General features: G+C 49.8%; 15 protein-coding genes. 7 read left to right on the forward strand and 8 right to left on the reverse strand.

Features of this window, described 5'->3' with window-relative positions; all coding sequences use genetic code 11:
* Positions 1–19: 19 nt before the first annotated feature.
* Complete coding sequence (locus BMW93_RS27595) at positions 20–367, reverse strand: helix-turn-helix domain-containing protein (RefSeq protein WP_090384089.1); 348 nt, start codon at positions 365–367, stop codon at positions 20–22.
* An 88-nt stretch (positions 368–455) separates the two neighbouring features.
* On the opposite strand from BMW93_RS27595, the gene BMW93_RS27600 reads away from it, so the two are divergent.
* Positions 456–1,277: an SDR family oxidoreductase gene (locus tag BMW93_RS27600; RefSeq protein ID WP_090384091.1), complete on the forward strand. Its 822-nt coding sequence runs from the start codon at positions 456–458 to the stop codon at positions 1,275–1,277.
* A gap of 49 nt (positions 1,278–1,326) precedes the next feature.
* Here BMW93_RS27600 and BMW93_RS27605 read toward each other — a convergent pair whose 3' ends face one another.
* Positions 1,327–1,677, reverse strand: a complete 351-nt coding sequence (locus tag BMW93_RS27605; protein WP_090384094.1) for a DoxX family protein — start codon at positions 1,675–1,677, stop codon at positions 1,327–1,329.
* Positions 1,678–1,802: 125 nt separating this feature from the next.
* On the opposite strand from BMW93_RS27605, the gene BMW93_RS27610 reads away from it, so the two are divergent.
* Positions 1,803–2,039 carry a PLDc N-terminal domain-containing protein gene (locus BMW93_RS27610; RefSeq protein WP_090384097.1) on the forward strand — a complete coding sequence of 79 codons (237 nt, stop codon included), beginning with the start codon at positions 1,803–1,805 and terminating at the stop codon, positions 2,037–2,039.
* A gap of 86 nt (positions 2,040–2,125) precedes the next feature.
* Here the strand turns inward: BMW93_RS27610 and BMW93_RS27615 are convergent, their stop codons facing one another.
* Positions 2,126–3,610 carry an arylsulfatase gene (locus BMW93_RS27615; RefSeq protein ID WP_090384100.1) on the reverse strand — a complete coding sequence of 495 codons (1,485 nt, stop codon included), beginning with the start codon at positions 3,608–3,610 and terminating at the stop codon, positions 2,126–2,128.
* A gap of 537 nt (positions 3,611–4,147) precedes the next feature.
* On the opposite strand from BMW93_RS27615, the gene BMW93_RS27620 reads away from it, so the two are divergent.
* From BMW93_RS27620 to BMW93_RS27630, 3 genes are all read left to right on the forward strand, one after another.
* On the forward strand, positions 4,148–6,385 hold the full coding sequence (locus tag BMW93_RS27620) for a bifunctional alpha,alpha-trehalose-phosphate synthase (UDP-forming)/trehalose-phosphatase (protein ID WP_090384362.1): 2,238 nt from the start codon (positions 4,148–4,150) through the stop codon (positions 6,383–6,385).
* A gap of 27 nt (positions 6,386–6,412) precedes the next feature.
* Positions 6,413–6,997: a Crp/Fnr family transcriptional regulator gene (locus tag BMW93_RS27625; RefSeq protein ID WP_090384103.1), complete on the forward strand. Its 585-nt coding sequence runs from the start codon at positions 6,413–6,415 to the stop codon at positions 6,995–6,997.
* Between the two features lie 72 nt (positions 6,998–7,069).
* Positions 7,070–7,633: a DinB family protein gene (locus BMW93_RS27630; RefSeq protein WP_090384106.1), complete on the forward strand. Its 564-nt coding sequence runs from the start codon at positions 7,070–7,072 to the stop codon at positions 7,631–7,633.
* Positions 7,634–7,755: 122 nt separating this feature from the next.
* On the opposite strand, the gene BMW93_RS27635 is transcribed toward BMW93_RS27630, so the two are convergent.
* From BMW93_RS27635 to BMW93_RS27655, 5 genes are all read right to left on the reverse strand, one after another.
* Complete coding sequence (locus BMW93_RS27635; protein ID WP_090384109.1) at positions 7,756–8,019, reverse strand: hypothetical protein; 264 nt, start codon at positions 8,017–8,019, stop codon at positions 7,756–7,758.
* Positions 8,020–8,264: 245 nt separating this feature from the next.
* Positions 8,265–9,335: a dipeptidase gene (locus BMW93_RS27640; RefSeq protein ID WP_090384112.1), complete on the reverse strand. Its 1,071-nt coding sequence runs from the start codon at positions 9,333–9,335 to the stop codon at positions 8,265–8,267.
* 103 nt (positions 9,336–9,438) lie between these two features.
* Positions 9,439–10,566, reverse strand: a complete 1,128-nt coding sequence (locus BMW93_RS27645; protein ID WP_090384115.1) for a D-TA family PLP-dependent enzyme — start codon at positions 10,564–10,566, stop codon at positions 9,439–9,441.
* Positions 10,567–10,648: 82 nt separating this feature from the next.
* Positions 10,649–11,125 (reverse strand): RidA family protein, encoded by a 477-nt coding sequence (locus BMW93_RS27650; protein WP_177194224.1) that lies wholly within the window; start codon positions 11,123–11,125, stop codon positions 10,649–10,651.
* 96 nt (positions 11,126–11,221) lie between these two features.
* Entirely contained in the window at positions 11,222–12,526 is a 1,305-nt protein-coding gene (locus BMW93_RS27655; protein WP_090384119.1) for a gluconate:H+ symporter, read from the reverse strand.
* Positions 12,527–12,808: 282 nt separating this feature from the next.
* Between BMW93_RS27655 and gyrA the strand changes: the two genes are divergently transcribed.
* On the forward strand, positions 12,809–15,439 hold the full coding sequence (gene gyrA, locus BMW93_RS27660; RefSeq protein ID WP_090384122.1) for a DNA gyrase subunit A: 2,631 nt from the start codon (positions 12,809–12,811) through the stop codon (positions 15,437–15,439).
* Positions 15,440–15,511: 72 nt separating this feature from the next.
* The gene (locus BMW93_RS27665) at positions 15,512–16,972 is read left to right on the forward strand and encodes a lipopolysaccharide assembly protein LapB (protein ID WP_090384124.1); all 1,461 of its coding nucleotides are present in this window, start codon (positions 15,512–15,514) and stop codon (positions 16,970–16,972) included.
* Positions 16,973–17,010: the final 38 nt, after the last annotated feature.

The raw sequence follows: 17,010 nt of genomic DNA on the forward strand, positions 1-17,010 counted from the left end.
TTGGTAATCTGTTTGATTGTTAATTCTCCTGAATGTACTTTTTATGCTCCTTGCCCCATTCGATCATCGCGAGAATGATGTTTCCGAACGTCTTGCAATAGGGCGTGGATTCATATTCGACCAGTACGGGCGAATCGGGGTAAACGGTCCGTTTGATCAGCTTATTCATTTCCATTTCCTTTAATTCACGGGAAAGCATCCGTGTGGTAATGCCCGGAATGCTCCTTTCAATTTCCCGGAAGCGCTTGTTGCCGTTGCATATCGAGTTGATAATGGGCAACTTCCATTTGCCGCCGATGACATAGATCGTGTCTTGAAGGGCCTTCACTTCTTCTGCCTGATTTCTCACTAATGTCGCTTGTTTCATGACCGTAGTTGGTATACTCTGTGATACTGATTACAAAGTTATACCAATGCGCGTTAGTTTTGTAGCATCAATTAAAAATTAATTCAAAATGAACGGTCAAAAAACCATTTTCATAACAGGGACCAGCAGCGGGCTGGGTAAATTAACCGCGAAATATTTCGCGGAAAACGGCTGGAATGTGGCCGCAACCATGCGTACGCCGGAAAAGGAAACCGAGCTGACAGCCTACGACAACATCCGGATTTTCAAACTGGACGTAACCGATACGACTCAGGTAAAAATAGCTGCCGAACAGGCCATCGAAGCATTCGGGAAGATCGACGTGGTAGTGAACAATGCGGGTATGGGCACGTATGGTGCGCTCGAACTGGCGAAGGAGGAGGATATCGACTGGCAGTTTGCCGTGAACACCAGGGGGCCGATCAATGTGATCCGTGGATTTCTGCCGCATTTCCGCGCGAATGGTGGCGGGATGTTCATCAATATCAGCTCATTTATGGGCATTACCACGGCGGTTCCGCTGGGCTCGCTTTACAATATGTCCAAATTCGCGCTGGAAGGTCTGATCGAAGGGCTGTATTACGAATTGAAGCCGCTGAATATCGAATTGCGACTGATCGAACAAGGCGGTTCGAAAGGGAACAGTTTCAGGGAAAGTATTGTCTGGAACGAACATCCGGAAATTACCGCTTACGACGAACTGACGAACAAGCTGCAATCCATTATGGCCGGCGCGGACGAAAGCCAGCTGGACGATCCGATGGAGATCGTAAACGTTATCCACGGCCTCGCGACCGGCGAAAACAAAAGCTTCCGTAATGTGATAGGTGCTACGGGAAACCAGCTGATGGAAATGCGTAAATCAATGCCCATTGAAGACTACATGTCGGCAATGCAAAGCTTTTTCTGAGAACACGAGGGCTTGATGAAGGGCGGCGAAACATGTTTTGCCGCCTTCTTTATTTACTGATCATTGGGTGTTGTAAATAAATGATAATCAGGTTCAGGAAAAGAAATGGAAGCTCGATGGCTACGCCTTTCAGGTCCTTTTCGAGAAGGTGAAAACAAATGATCATTAAAATGGTAGCGGCCATCAGGAAGTTGCCCCAAACAAATGTCTTCGGAAATAGAATGAGTAATGCGCTGATGATCGTGATGACCCCGTTAACCATTACGCCGGTCTTTGTAAAACCCCATTTGCCGAACATTTCAAGCATTTCAGGCTTGCCGCTGGTCATTGCCCAGCCCTGTTTAAGGCCCATGAATACGGCAATCAATATCAGTATTCCGTTGATTATTTTTATAACCATTTTATAAAATAGTTGGAGGTGAATCGGGTCAATTTAAGTCAATTTGCCGATTTTATTTGTTGGTAACCGCAGTTATATTATTTTGGTAAAAATATAACAACCGAAAGGAGGTAACTGCCTAAACTATGAGCACAGTTTTATCCGCAATCCTGTTATTTATGGGCCTCGGAGGCTTGGAAGTAATGTTTCTATTTATTCTATTGCCACTTGCTATCACCATTTGGGCATTAGTCGATGCTATCAAGAGCGATTTCAAGAAGGATATTAACAAACTCGTTTGGATCATTGTGATCATTTGCTTTCCTTTTTTTGGCGGGATACTCTATTTACTTTTGGGAAAGAATCAGAAGGTCGGTTTTTAAGAGGGGGTGTAGATATTATGTCGGTTATTACAATGCCCGGGTGTAACCGTCCGACTTCTGCTTTTCCAGCAGCACTTTCAGCTCCTTCACAATTTCAGGTTGCTTTCAAACAGATTGGTTGTTTCCTGCGGATCATTTTCTATGTCATAAAGCTGTCCGTCGGGATCGGAGGCTTCGCCTTTGGACGACCAGCCGCCACTTCCTTTGCCATCGATGAATTTCCATTTGCCGCGTCGGATCGCGAACATGCCGTCGATCGAATGATGGATAATGCTTGATCTCACGGGGGCTGGGCTGCCCGCCGCATGATCATTTGCATTTCGCAATAATGGCGCGAAGCTGAAACTATCCTGACCGGCATTCCGGTCGAGCTTCTGGCCGGTGATGGAAGCCAGCGTCGCCATAATGTCTGTCAGGCAGATGGTCTGACTCGTTTTCGCACCTTTCCTTACAACCGCAGGCCAGCGCAGAATGAACGGAACACGGTGGCCGCCTTCCCAGATGTCCGATTTTTCACCGCGGTAAATGTAGTTCGCGTGGTGTGCCGGGTAGATTTCCTTATCACCGGGTTTCCAATCGGCGCCATTGTCGGATGTGAAAATGACGAGCGTATTGTCGGTAATGCCCAGGCTGTCGAGCGTGTGCATCACCGCGCCCACCACGGCATCGGTATGATGCACAAAGTCACCATATATTCCGGCCTTTGAGCTGCCTTTGTGTGCTTCGGACGGCAGCCACGGCGTATGTGGACTGGATAATGGCAGGTACAAAAAGAAGGGCTTGGATTGGTTTCGGGTGGCGCCGACAATAAAATTCTTCGCTTCCTGACCAAAAACGTCCAGCGTTTTTTGCAAATCAAAATTTTGCGAACCCTTACCGTCGCGCCAGAACACGCCGCGCGGTGTTTTGTTGCCGGCAATATCCGTTATGCGCGGGTCGGCGGGCTTGCCATTTTGGAGGTAAATGTAAGGGGCAATGTCGAGCGAGGCCGGGATAATGTAGCTGTAATCGAAGCCCAGGTCGTTGGGGCCGGCGGTAATGCCTTTTTCGAGCGCGAGGTTTTCGCTTCTAGTCCAATCCACATCGAGTTCGGCCTGGTTCACGGCTTTGGCGGCATCGGCTTTCACCCAGTCCAGGCCAAGGTGCCATTTGCCGATCACGCCCGTACGGTAGCCGGCTTTTTTCATCAGATCCGCTACCGTAAAGCGGTCTTTTTCGATGAGCATCGGCGAATAGCCTCCCAAAACGCCCTTTTTGAGCCGCGAACGGAACGCGTAACGACCGGTGAGAATCCCGTAACGCGTAGGCGTACACACGGCCGAGCCCGAGTGCGCATCCGTGAACACGAGGCCGTTCGAAGCAAGTTTATCCAGGTTGGGTGTGTTGATCTGGGAATCGGGGTTAAGGCGGGAGAGGTCGCCCGAGCCAAGGTCGTCGGCCAGTATATAGATGACGTTCGGTTGACGTGCATTTCCTTCTGCAAGGCTTTTTTTGCGGAAAATCACCAGCGCAGACGACGCCAGCAGGAGCATCAGAATGGTGTAGTTCAGGTTAGGGTGTTTTCGGAACATATTCGATCGGCTTCCCTTGTTATTAGGGTGGTTCAGGGAGTATTCTACCAGATTGGTAGACAAATAAAGGCAATGGCGGAGAGATTTACAAAGGGTGCAGCACAAAAAAAGGCGGCTTGATTCAGCCGCCTGCAACCCACAACAAAGAGTGGCACAGTATTAATCTGCGATTACATATTTGTAGTCCGTGACTAATCTTGGGCTCTTGCAAGCCCGTATTTGTGGTCAGTTATCACATTAACTCATGGAAAACAGCAATTGAATTGCTTGCCGCTCGTTCGTTGATCCGATCGGCGCCGGAAATAGGGTTGCCCCCATGCCCTGTTCCTGTAATGTGATAAAAGAGGTTGCGACAGCGAAAGTAACACATTCATTTCTTCCCGCAAAACCTTATCGGATTGATAGGTCCACTCACTTTTTGATAGAGTCTGCCAGATCAGCCAAATGGGAGTATACGCCGCATTTGTTGCACCGAAAGAGGGATTTCGGCCTTCGCGGCATTTTTTGGCATGGCTTTTGAAGGCGTTTCAGCGTATTATGGAAAGTTTATCTCAGTCAGTCAACACGGGAAGGCTCATCATAGTCGCATACCGGTTACCGTTCAAGGTTGTCCGCGATGGTGATGTCTCCCGACTATTTCAAAATTCCGGCGGGCTCGTTTCAGCGGTGCTTTCGCTGGTAAAAGATCAACAAAACGAAGCTTTCGATGCCCACCAGAAAATCCAGTGGATCGGTTTTTCGGAGAACACACCCGAGGAGCTCGAAGGGCAATCGATGGAGAACGAGAACTTCCGGGCGCACCCGGTTTTCATCCCCGACGAGCTCAATGAAAATTACTATGAAGGCTTCTGTAACAACCTGATATGGCCGCTCTGCCATTACTTTCCGTCGTTGGCGCAGTTCCATGATGTGTATTTCAATGCCTATCGCGAAGCACATGAATTGTTCTTCCAAAAAGTAAAGGAAGTGATCCGTCCGGGCGATGTCGTGTGGGTGCAGGATTACCAGCTGATGCTGCTCCCGCAAATGATCCGGAATGCGTTCCCTGAAAACAAGATCGGCTTCTTTTTTCACATTCCTTTTCCGTCTTTCGAGATATTCAGGCTGCTGCCGGTAACCTGGCGAAAGGCTATTGTGGATGGCATTCTCGGTGCCGATGTGGTGGGTTTTCATACCAACGATTATGTGGAGTATTTCCTGAAAGCGGCGCGTCTTGTCTCCGAACTGGGGAATAAATTGCATTACATCAACCTTGGAAACCGTATTGTGAAGGTCGATTCATTCCCGATCAGTATCGACTTCGATAAGTTCAACGATGCCTACGACGACCCGGACGTGACCGCTGCTCGCGCCGACGCCCGGCAGTCGCTCAAAGAAAAGATCATATTCTCGGTCGACCGCCTCGATTATTCCAAAGGCATTATTCACCGCCTGCATGGTTACCAGCGCTTTCTCGAACTCAACCCCGGTTGGCACGAAAAGGTATCGTTGGTGATGGTGGTGGTGCCTTCTCGCGACACGATCGAGCAGTACCAGCAAATGAAATCGGATATCGACCAGACGGTAGGGAAGATTAACGCCGATTTTGGGACCATATCGTGGCAACCCATTATATATCAGTACCGTTCAATGCCTTACAGCGAAATGGTAGGCATGTACACCGCGAGCGACGTCGCGCTCATTACACCCGTGCGCGACGGAATGAACCTCGTTTGCAAAGAGTATGTGGCAAGCCGGCAGGATGGCCAGGGTGTATTGATTCTGAGTGAAATGGCAGGTGCCGCGGCCGAGTTGGGCGAGGCCCTGATCATCAACCCGCTCGACCGGCAGGATATTGCGGATGCGATCAAAACCGCATTCGAAATGCCCGAGGAAGAGCAGCATAAACGAATGGAGGCCATGCGCGAAAGGATACGCGATTACGATGTGTTCGCATGGACCAGTGATTTTTTTACCCAAATGACAATGCTTGAATTAGAACACGACCGGTTGCGCCAGGTTTTCCTGACCAATAAGGGCATAGACGCGATCCGGCACGCTTACCAGTTATCCAACAACCGAATCCTCTTCTTCGACTACGATGGTACCCTCGCGCCGATCGTGCCGGACCCGGCCAAAGCGATTATGAGCGAGGATGTTAAGAAGTTGCTGAATGATATTGCCAAACGCGATACGGTCGTGATCGTGAGTGGCCGCGACCGCTATTTCCTCGATAAACTTTTCAGCGACCTTCCCGTCCATATGATCGCCGAACACGGCGCGTTGATCAAAGCCAAAGACTCGGGAGAATGGCAGCTGAATGAAGGTTATGAAGAAAATTGGAAAGACGGAATTCGTCCGATGATGCAGATTTATGCCAAACGCTGTCCGGGCGCATTCGTGGAGGAAAAGGAAACCGCGTTGGCGTGGCATTACCGCACCGCCGATGACAAGGAATATGCTACCCGCCGCGCACAGGAGCTGCTCTGGCAACTCAAAAACTACATTCAACCCGAGCTGAATTTGCAGGTGATCGATGGCAATAAGGTGGTGGAAGTGAAGAAAACAGCATTTAATAAGGGAACCGCCACACGCACTTTTGTGGAAACGGGCGATTTCGATTTCATCCTGGCTATCGGAGATGATACCACCGATGAAGATATGTTCGAAGCATTGCCGGACACTTCATTCACAATCAAAATCGGCGATGATCTTTCGGCCGCGCGCAACCATATCCGCAGCCAGGACGAAGTTTTCCATTTCCTGCATTTTATGGTTTCGCCGGTAGGCGAGTAGGAGGGGCTTTTGTATTTTAGCGGTTCTATGGAGGAACCGCTAAAATTGCTTCATTCGGTCGTTCAGGCCATTCATCCGCTGGATAGCGCCGATTGGGAGGCGTTGTCGCGAATTTGGAAGCCGTTCAGTGCGCGCAGGAAGGAGATTATCACTTCCGCAGGTGAAACCGAGCGGTACCTCTATTTCGTGACCGACGGCGTGCAGCGCATTTACTATCTCGACGATCAGAGCCGCGAGGCGACCATTGCATTCACTTACCGGCCGTCGTTCGGCGGCATTATCGATTCGGTATTGATGGAAGTGCCCTCGCGGTACTACTACGAAACACTCACACCTTCGAGCTTTATCCGAACGCCTTACAGCGAGTTCAAGGCGGTCGCGTACGAGCGCCCGGCCGTGGAGCGCATGCTGCGGGCGGGGATGACGCAGACGCTTTCCGGCATTCTCGAACGGCTCGTGGAGGTGCAATGCTTTTCTTCGGAGGATAAATTCCGTAACCTGCTCAAACGCAGCCCGCATATCCTGCAATTGGTGCCACATAAATACCTCGCCAATTACCTTGGTATCGATCCGACGAATTTCAGCAAGCTTGTGAATAAGGTACGGATTTGAAAATGTTGGTTTTTACCAAATATTTCGAAATTCCTGGTGAGCAACTTTGCAATATCAAAGTACTGAAAGCCCATGGAAACCATTAACAAGAAAGAATTACTGCAAAAGCTCGACGACGTGGTCGAACAGCACATCGCAGATGCGGTGGCATTTTTTCAGAACAGGGACGACGAATTCCTGAACCGGCCGTCGGCAACCTGCGGTTGGAGCATCGCGCAATGCCTGGACCACCTGAACAGCTATGGCCATTACTACCTGCCCAGAATGATTAAAGAACTCCGGGCCGCGCCGCAAGCCGAAAAGGAAGGCTTCACGAGCACCTGGATGGGCGCGTATTTTACCAAAATGATGGACCCTGAAACAGGCAAACGCAAATTCAAAGCGTTCAAAGGCCATATTCCACCTTCGCAACTCGACTCGTCTGCGGTAGTGAGCGAATTCATCCGGCAACAGGAGGATTTACTGTACCTCTTGCGCGACGGAAAGCAAAAGGACCTCGACGCGATCCGCATACCCGTATCGATCCTCCCAATTATCCGCATGAAAATCGGGGACGTGTTGCAGTTCATCATCGCGCATAACGAGCGCCATATGCAACAGGCGAAGCGGAATTTGGTACCCCAAAGCATTTATTAGCCATCCCATAAAATAGTTAAGGCCGGCGCGGGAATCGTGCTCCGGCTTTTTGTGCATAAAAAAAACAGCCATCCAAAATGGATGACTGCCTGGAAAAGGGATAGCCGTTAAACGTCAGTATACTATGCAAGGGAAAGGCTGTTGGCGTCCAACCGGCCTTCGTTCATGTTTTCGAGTTTGATAAAGTGGCAGACATAACCCGCCGATCGCAGGGCGAGCTGGATACGTGAAAAATCGGATAGTTCGGAGGTCAGGGTCAGCAAGAACTCCTGAAAATCGTAGGCCCAGTGTTTTACATTCAGTTGTTTGAGGCAATCGTGCAGTTTTTGCAGCGATTTGTTCGCCTGAATATGTGTACGGAAGAAAATCTTATATGTATTGGCCATTGTTTGTTACGTGAAATTAGTGGTCGGGATGTTACCGTTCAATTCAGATTGTTGATTTGATGCTTCGAAATTACTTCTTATTTAAAATGATTCCAAATAAATACAAGCGTTTATTTTCGTGTAGAAATAAAAAAGCTTCGCAACCATGATACCAAGTTGCGAAGCTTTTTTGAAAACTCCTTTTAGTGCTATATTAAGAATTTATTAGATTTTATAAATTCTTCTAAAATGGTAGGCTAATGCCGTCAGGCCCAGTTCCTTTCCAGGAAACCGACCCAGTTGCGCCACATGATGTGCTCGATATCCGTCTCCGAATAACCGCGCGCGGCGAGTAGGGAAGGGATCGTTTGCAAGTCTGCGATGGAATCGAGGTCGCCGGGCGACTGTTCCTTACCATAGGCGCCATCGAGGTCGGAACCGATACCCACATGCAATGCATTACCGGCAATCTGGCAGATATGGTCGATATGCTGCACGACGTGCTCGATTTTCAGCCCCGTGTTTTCCGGCGTCGATTTACCGCGTACCCAGCCGGGAATCATCATCCAGGCATCAAACGCCATCCCGATGACGGCGCCGCGTTCGAGCAGTACTTTAATCATTTCATCGGAAAACTGGCGGTTATGCGGCGTAATGGCGCGAACGAGGTTGTGGCTTGCCCAAACCGGGCCTTTATACAAATCCATCGCTTCCCAGAATGCCGTGTCGCACAAATGCGTAGCGTCGAGGATCATATCGAGCTGGTCCATTTCGCGGAGGAGGTCTTTGCCTTTCTCGGTGAGCGGGGCATCGGAGTCCGTCCCGTACGCATACACGCCCGGGCCATAATGCGCCGGCCCGATCGCACGAAGGCCGTAGCCATACGCGGTTTCGAGGTTTTTGAGGCTTACGAATGAATCGGCGCCTTCGAGGCTGAGAATGTAGCCGATGGGCAAACCTTCCGTTGATTCGGCATTTTGCCACATTTCCAGATGGCTGCGCAAGCCGGCCAGTCCGGTGATCTGCACCATTTCACCAACTTCTTCCATGGCCTTGTACCAGGCTACCTGCGCCTGCGTGATGGCCCATGCCTGCGCCTGTGAATGCCAGCCGGGGATTTTGCTGTCGGGTTTAATATAGCGGCCGATCTGCGTAGCCACACAGAGCCCGATATTGCCTTTGCGCATTTCCGGGAAGCTCACGACACCTTTGCCGCGGTCGGGCTTGTCGGTGAGGCTCTTTTCACGGTCGCGGATCGCATACAGATCCTGGGTAAGGTCCCGGTTCCATTCCACAGCATTCATGGATAGGTCAAGGTGTGCGTCGAAGAGGAACATAGACGTAATGAGTGAATGAGTTAATGAGTGAATGAGTTAATGAGTGAATGAGTGAATGAATGCGAATAAATATTCACTCATTCACTCATTCGCTCATTCAAAATTAAATAGTAATGCGCCTGCTCCGTGCCATGATGCGCCATTCTCCGATCACATTGCCGTCTTCGACGACGGTCGCGAAATCATGGAGCGCCACGGTGGGGCAAATGTGGTAGGGTAGTGCGTAATAGACGTCGCCGATCTGGATCGATTCCCAGGCGTCGGTGCCTACTTGCAGCACGCCGTGCTCTTCGCTTTGTCCGACTAAGGTATACTCTGCCAGGTTGAGCAGACGGAGCCGGTTTTCAATCGGGTTTTCGGCGGCAATGGCTTTGTGGCCGAGGTCTATTGTTACAATGCCGGGAGCGGGTTTCGAGATTACCCGGGTGATGATCAGCGCAGCATGTTCGAATGGCTGACCGTCGAAACGGTCGCCGTAGCCCCAATCCCAGAGCACATTTGTGCCGGGACTGAGATAAACATCCGGCCGCAGCGTGTGAACGGTAAATGAGGGCGATCCTCCGACGATGATCATCGGTTCGTAGCCACATTCGGTTTCAATGCGGTCGAGCAATGGGAGTACTTTTTCGTAGGCTTCATCGGCAGCCGCCTTGCGTTCCGAGAATTCCGGGTTGCGGATGTGGCCGTCGTAAATGTGTACGCCGCCAAATGCAAGGCCATCCAGGCTGCTCACATAACGGTAGAGCGAAAGCAGGCTCTCGTCGGTGGCATGGCCGGTGCGGTTCATACCATTGTTCACATCCAGGAATACGGCTGATCGCAGTCCCTGCGAAATAGAAGCCTCGTTCAGCAACGACGCGGTTTGCTCATTATCGACGAGCGACGCGAAGGTCGTGCTCGGAAATTTAGCACCTAACGCGAAAAGCCGCTCGATGTTCGGTCCGACGAGCTGGTAGGCGATCAACACCCATGGCGCACCTGCCGTCGCCACCATTTCCGCCTCGGCAATGGTAGCGCATTTGAACTTGGAAATACCCGCAGATAACTGTATTTCAACAATTTCCTGGCATTTGTGGGTCTTAACATGCGGTACCAGCCTCTCGGCTGACCGCTGCCCGGCCGAGCCGGCAATGTTGACCATACTCCGGATATTGCTTTCGATCCGGTCTTTGTAGAATAGGAGCGACGGAGAAATTACTTCCCCGGGATTGCTTAGCTGGTACCAGGACATTGGATTAATGGTGAATGAGTGAATGATTGAATGATTGAATGACTGAATGATTGAATAAAATTTTTTATTCAATCATTCAAAATTACTTCTCTTCAAGTTCAAACATCGCCTCGATTTCCACCGGGATGTTGTCAGGCAATGTGCCCATCCCTACGGCGCTTCTTACACCGATACCGTTTTCTTCACCCCAAACTTTCGCGAAGAGCTCGCTGCATCCGTTGATGATGAATGGGTGTTTTTCAAAATCGGTGGTACAGTTTACCATACCAAGGACTTTAATTACTCTCTTGACGCGGTTAAGGCTGCCGAGATTGGCTTTGAGCGTGGATAAAATAGCCAGGCCTACCTGACGTGCAGCGAGTTTGCCCTGGTCAGGGTCCAGGTCCTTTCCGATGCGTCCTTTGATCAGAGTGCCGTCGTCCTGCACGGTACCATGACCGGACACGTAAACCCAGCGTTTATCGACGATCAATAGGGGTTTATATACACCCAACGGTTTTGGGGCAGGAGGAAGGTTAAGGCCAAGGGCGGCGAAATTCGATTCGGGTGTATTGTCCATTTTAATGAGTGAATGAGTGAATGAATTAAAAAGTATCTATTACCGTCCGTTTTAACGGACGGAGGAAGCTAACCCGGGAAGCCGCGGAAGGGACGGTTATACGAACAAATTTAGCACTAAAACGCCCAGTAAACCCATTATTGACACAATTGTTTCCATAACCGACCAGGTGAGGATTGTGTCTTTGATGCTTAGATTGAAGTATTCCTTGAAGAGCCAGAAGCCGCCGTCGTTGAGGTGGGAGAACATCAAACTGCCTGATCCAATGGCCAGTACCAGAAGCTCCGCGGGTACGCCGGTGTTCGCGAGCAGGGGCGCGAGAATGCCTACCGTTGTAAGCCCCGCAACGGTAGCGGAACCTACGCAAACCCGGATAACCGCCGCGATAGCCCAGCTCAACAGGAGCGGGGAGACGTCCAGTCCTTTCAAGCTTTCGGCAATGAAGGTGCTTACACCGCTGGCAGTCATTATTTCCTTGAATACACCTGCACCCGCGATGATCAGCAGAATGGTGGAAACGCCTTTGAAGGCCTCCTCCATCGATTTGCTCACCTTTTTCATGCTCATACCGCGCTTTATGCCTAATGCATACGCAGCGAAAAGCACCGAAACGAGCATCCCGAAATAAGGCTCGGCGAGTAGCCCGATCAGTTTATTGTCGGGATAAACGCGTTTGACACCCGACATGGCGGTCAGCAGAAATACAGGAAGCAACGCAGTAATGACACTAATTCCCAATCCCGGAAGTTCGGAAGCGGGGCGCGGCTTTACATCGAACAGATCTTCGTCGGGCTTGGGTTGGAAGCGTTTCAAGGTCTTTCCAAAAATAGGACCGGCCACGGCGATAGCAGGCAGCGAGACGATCATCCCGTAGAATAGGGTCTTGCCCAGGTCGGCATGCAGCTGGCTGGCGATCGCCGCCGGGGAAGGGTGGGGTGGGAGGTACCCGTGCGCCACCGATAATGCGGATAACATTGGAATACCTATATATAATAATGGTAACCGTGCGGTTGCACTGATCATGAAAATCAACGGGATCACAATTACAAACCCTGCATTATAAAACAAAGGAATCCCTATCACAAACCCGGCCAGCGCCATTCCCCACTGGATATATTTTTGTCCAAAAAGGCTGATGAGTGCGTCGGTAATTCGCTGTGCCGCCCCACTGTCCGCGACCATCTTCCCTAACATCGCCCCGAACCCGACAATGAGTACCAGGTCTCCCAGGGTCCCTCCCACACCTTTCTGAATGGCCTTGCTGACCGTGTCTACATCCAGCCCGCTCGCAAGTCCGAGCGCGATGGAAACCAGCAGGAAGGAAATGAAAGTATCAATTTTAAGCCAGGCAATAAGGAGAATGAGCGCGAGGATCGCGATAAAGGTTAATAGTAAAGGCATAGGTGAAATTGTCGAAAATTAAGCTCTTGCTAATAAGCGGGAAGAACGGGATTTTTAATGATAGATGCCAAATTAGTTTTCCCCCGGATATTTCTTTGAGGTAATGCGCGGAGAGTCACGCATATACGCGCCAGGGGCCGAAATAGCACAAAAGATAGTTTGTTAGAATGCTTAAAAATGGCGAAATTTGACTTTTTAGTACCAACAAGATTTTATTAATCCGCTGGGCAACTGAAACGATCGGTTCGCTCACTTTAAATTTTGATTCTTTTCTAATCGTTTATGGCAGAATCTTCTGGTGAAAACATTATCCCGATTAATATCGAGGATGAAATGCGTGGCGCCTACATCGACTACTCGATGTCCGTTATTATTTCCCGCGCTTTGCCCGACGTTCGCGATGGTCTGAAACCCGTTCACAGACGGGTCCTTTATGGAATGGACGATCTGGGTGTAAGCTACAACCGGGCCCATAAGAAATCAGCGCGTATTGTTGGAGAGGTTTTGGGTAAATATCACCCGCATGGCGACTCCTCCGTGTATAATACGATGGTGCGTATGGCCCAGCCGTGGTCATTGCGTTACCCGCTTGTGGATGGTCAGGGTAACTTTGGATCGGTCGACGGTGATAACCCGGCGGCAATGCGTTACACGGAAGCGAGGCTGAAAAGGATCGCCGACGAGCTGCTCGCCGACTTGAACAAGGACACGGTTGACTTTCAGCCCAACTTCGACGATTCGCTGAGTGAACCATCGGTTCTTCCTGCCAAATTCCCGAACCTGCTTGTGAACGGATCATCCGGTATCGCGGTAGGTATGGCCACTAATATGGCGCCGCACAACCTGAGTGAGGTAGTGGACGGCGTGCTTGCCTACATCGACAACAACGACATTACGATCCCGGAACTGATGGAGCACGTTAAAGCTCCCGACTTCCCGACGGGCGGTATCATTTACGGTTACAACGGCGTGCGTTCCGCAATGGAAACCGGCCGCGGAAGCATTATCATGCGTTCGAAGGCTCAGTTCGAGGTTTCTAAAACCGGTCGCGAGCAGATCATTGTTACCGAAATTCCTTATATGATCAACAAAGCGGCGATGATCGAACGGATCGCGTCGCTGATCAACGACAAAAAACTCGAAGGTATCTCCGACATCCGCGATGAGTCGGACCGCGACGGTATGCGCATCGTTTTCGACCTGAAAAAGGATGCGATACCTAATATTGTATTGAACCACCTGTTCAAATACACGCCGTTGCAAACTTCTTTCGGGGTAAACAACGTGGCGCTTGTTAAAGGCCGCCCGGTGTTGCTAAACCTGAAAGACCTGATCAAGCATTATGTAGACCACCGGGTTGTGGTTATTACCCGCCGGACGGAATACGAATTGCGCGAAGCTGAAAAACGTGCGCACATTCTCCAGGGTTTGCTGATCGCACTCGATAATCTGGATGCGGTAATCGCATTGATCCGCGCGGCACGTGACCCGGAAACTGCGAAAAATGGATTGATGGAGCAATTTGCCCTGTCGGAAATCCAGGCGCGCGCGATCCTCGATATGCGTTTGCAACGTTTGACCGGTCTGGAAAGAGAGAAGATCGTGAAGGAATATGAAGACATCATGCTTCTGATCGCCGACTTGAAAGACATTCTGGCTAACGAATACCGCAAGTTCGAGATCATCAAAACCGAGCTGGGCGACATTAAGGAACGCTATGGAGATGCCCGCAGAACCGTAATCGAGTTTTCGGCCGAAGAATTCAGCGACGAAGACATGATCGCCGACGAGGAAATGCTCATTACCATTTCCAAAGAAGGTTATATCAAACGTACGCCGCTTTCGGAGTACCGTACGCAAACCAGGGGAGGAGTTGGTTCCCGTGGTGTGAAAACCAAGGACACCGATTTCACCGAGCATTTGTTCTCCGCGACAATGCTTAACTATCTCCTGATCTTCACCGAATACGGCAAGTTGTTCTGGATGAAGGTTTACGAGGTGCCGGAAGGAAGCAAAACTTCGAAAGGCCGTCCGATCCAGAACCTGATCAGTCTTGAAGGCGGGGATTCGATCCGTTCGGTAATCAATGTGAAGACCTTGTCGGATGAGGATTATATCAACAATAATTACCTCATTATGTGTACTGAGCAGGGCACGATCAAGAAGACTTTGCTCGAAGCATACTCACGTCCGCGTACCAACGGTATCATCGCGATCTCTATCAATGAAGGCGACCGTCTGCTGAATGTTGCATTAACCAACGGTGACAACGACATCGTGATCGCATCCGCTGCCGGTCGTGCCGTTCGTTTCAACGAAAAAGGTGTGCGACCCATGGGCCGTACCGCTGCCGGTGTGCGTGGTATCAACCTGAATGATCCTGACAACAAGGTAATCGGTATGGTTTGTATCAGCCGTGAAGACGCGCAGTTGCTGGTGGTTTCGGAACATGGTTTTGGAAAACGCTCAGCGATAGATAGTTATCGTGTGACTAACCGTGGCGGAAAAGGGGTTTCAACCATGAATGCTACTGATAAGGTAGGGAAGCTGGTAGCCATCCGCGAAGTGACGGAAGAGGACGATCTGATGATCATTACCCGTAATGGTATTGCTATCAGAATGAGCGTATTGGATATCCGTCAGGCCGGACGTAACACGCAGGGCGTGAAACTGATCCGTCTGAACAGCACGGATGAAATCACGTCGGTAACCCGCATTCTGAAAGATCCGGACGAAAAAGCCGAGGAAGAACTGGATGAAGAAGGCAACGTAGTTCCAAAACCGGTAGCGCAGGTAGAAGGTGCTGCGGCGGAGGATATAATTGTTACGGATGATGAGTTGGACGAGGAAGAAGATGTCGCTGACGACGAGGAGGAGGACGATGAAGAGCCTTCCGACGACGCAGAGGCATGATTTTTGTAAAAATTATATTTATTGATTTATATTTAGAACTCGAACAATCAATCACAACCAAAGTTAATATTTATGAAAAAACTGTTTTTTGTTTCTGCACTTAGCCTGTTCGGCTGTGCTGCGTTCGCGCAGGACGCTGCTGTGAACAAGGCTCTGGTGGATGGATTTCGTAAGGATAAGGAGAAAAGCGATAAAGATGCCAGTGACCCGAAAGCAAGTGCAAAGGCTGCATTCTGGCTCGAACGCGCTAAACTTTATGAAAACATAGCCCTACAAGGTTCAGAAGTAGATTCTAGTGCGGCAAAAACGGCTTTGGAAGCCTACAAAAAGGTTGTTGAACTGGATGTTACGAAGAAAGGGGAGGCCGGAAAATCTTCGAAAGAGGCTGCCAACATCATCGCTGGCGGTGAAGGCACCCAGCTTTTCAATGCATTCGTAAAGCAAGGTGCTGAAAAATACCAGGCTAAAAACCTTGCCGGTGCTTTGGAAATGTTCCAGGCAGCGCAGGAGATCAACAAAAAGGATACCCTGGCGTCCCTTTACGGTGGTATTGCAGCACAACAGCTTGATAAAAAGGATGTTGCAAAAACTTCTTTTGAGAAATACGCTGCTAATGGCGGTAAAGATCCCAGCGTATTCTACGGTTTGGCTCAGCTGTACCGTTCAGAAAACAACTTCGATAAAGCGATCGAAACTTTGAATAATGGTTTGAAGCAATCGCCGAATAACAAAGATCTGAAAGCGGAAGTTGTCAACATTTTGCTGGCATCAGGTAAAGAAGACCAGGCTATCAAAGAGCTTGAAGCCTTGGCCGCGGCTGATCCTAAAAACACGCAGAATGTGGTAAACCTGGCGATTTTGTACGATAACATGTACAGAACATCGACCGACAAAGTGAAGCAACTGAGCGCGAAAGCAGGCGCAGGTGCAAGCGCTGCCGGTACTGCAGAGAAAAATCTTGCTGCTGAAAAAGACAAGATCGCGGTATACGACGGTGAGGTAAAACGTATCGGTGCGCTGATCAAAAAGCAGCCTAAGAATGCCGACCTGAAACGTCAGCTTGCTGATGTTACCGCAAAGAAAAAAGAAAGCACGGAAGCAATTGCGAAACTGGAAGCAGATTTGAAAACTGCACAGGAAGCTGCCAAAGGACAAGATGTAGCTGGTGCTGAAAAGGAACTTGCCGACGCGAAAGCAAAACAAAAAGAAGCAAGCGACAAAGCGATCCTTAACTACAAAAAAGCTTTGGAAATCGACGCGACCAACTACGACGCGTTGTATAACCTTGGCGTTTTCTACTTCAACGAAGCTGTACAGCTCAAAGGCGAAGTGGATAACATGAACATGACCGAATACCAGCAACGTGGTAAAGAAGTTGAAGGCCGTGTTTGCGGTAAATTCAAAAAAGCAAAACCATACTTCGAAAAAGCAATCCAGGCTAAGGACGAAGCTGAGGCTAAGGACAACCTGACCAACCTGAACGGAGTTCTCGAACAATTCGCTGCGAAAGGTGTTGCTTGTATTGAAGAGTAAAATGGCGTGAGGCGGTAGCTTCGCACTGAGATAGAAGG

Origin of the sequence: Dyadobacter sp. SG02, assembly GCF_900109045.1 — a bacterium.
Lineage (GTDB): Bacteria > Bacteroidota > Bacteroidia > Cytophagales > Spirosomataceae > Dyadobacter.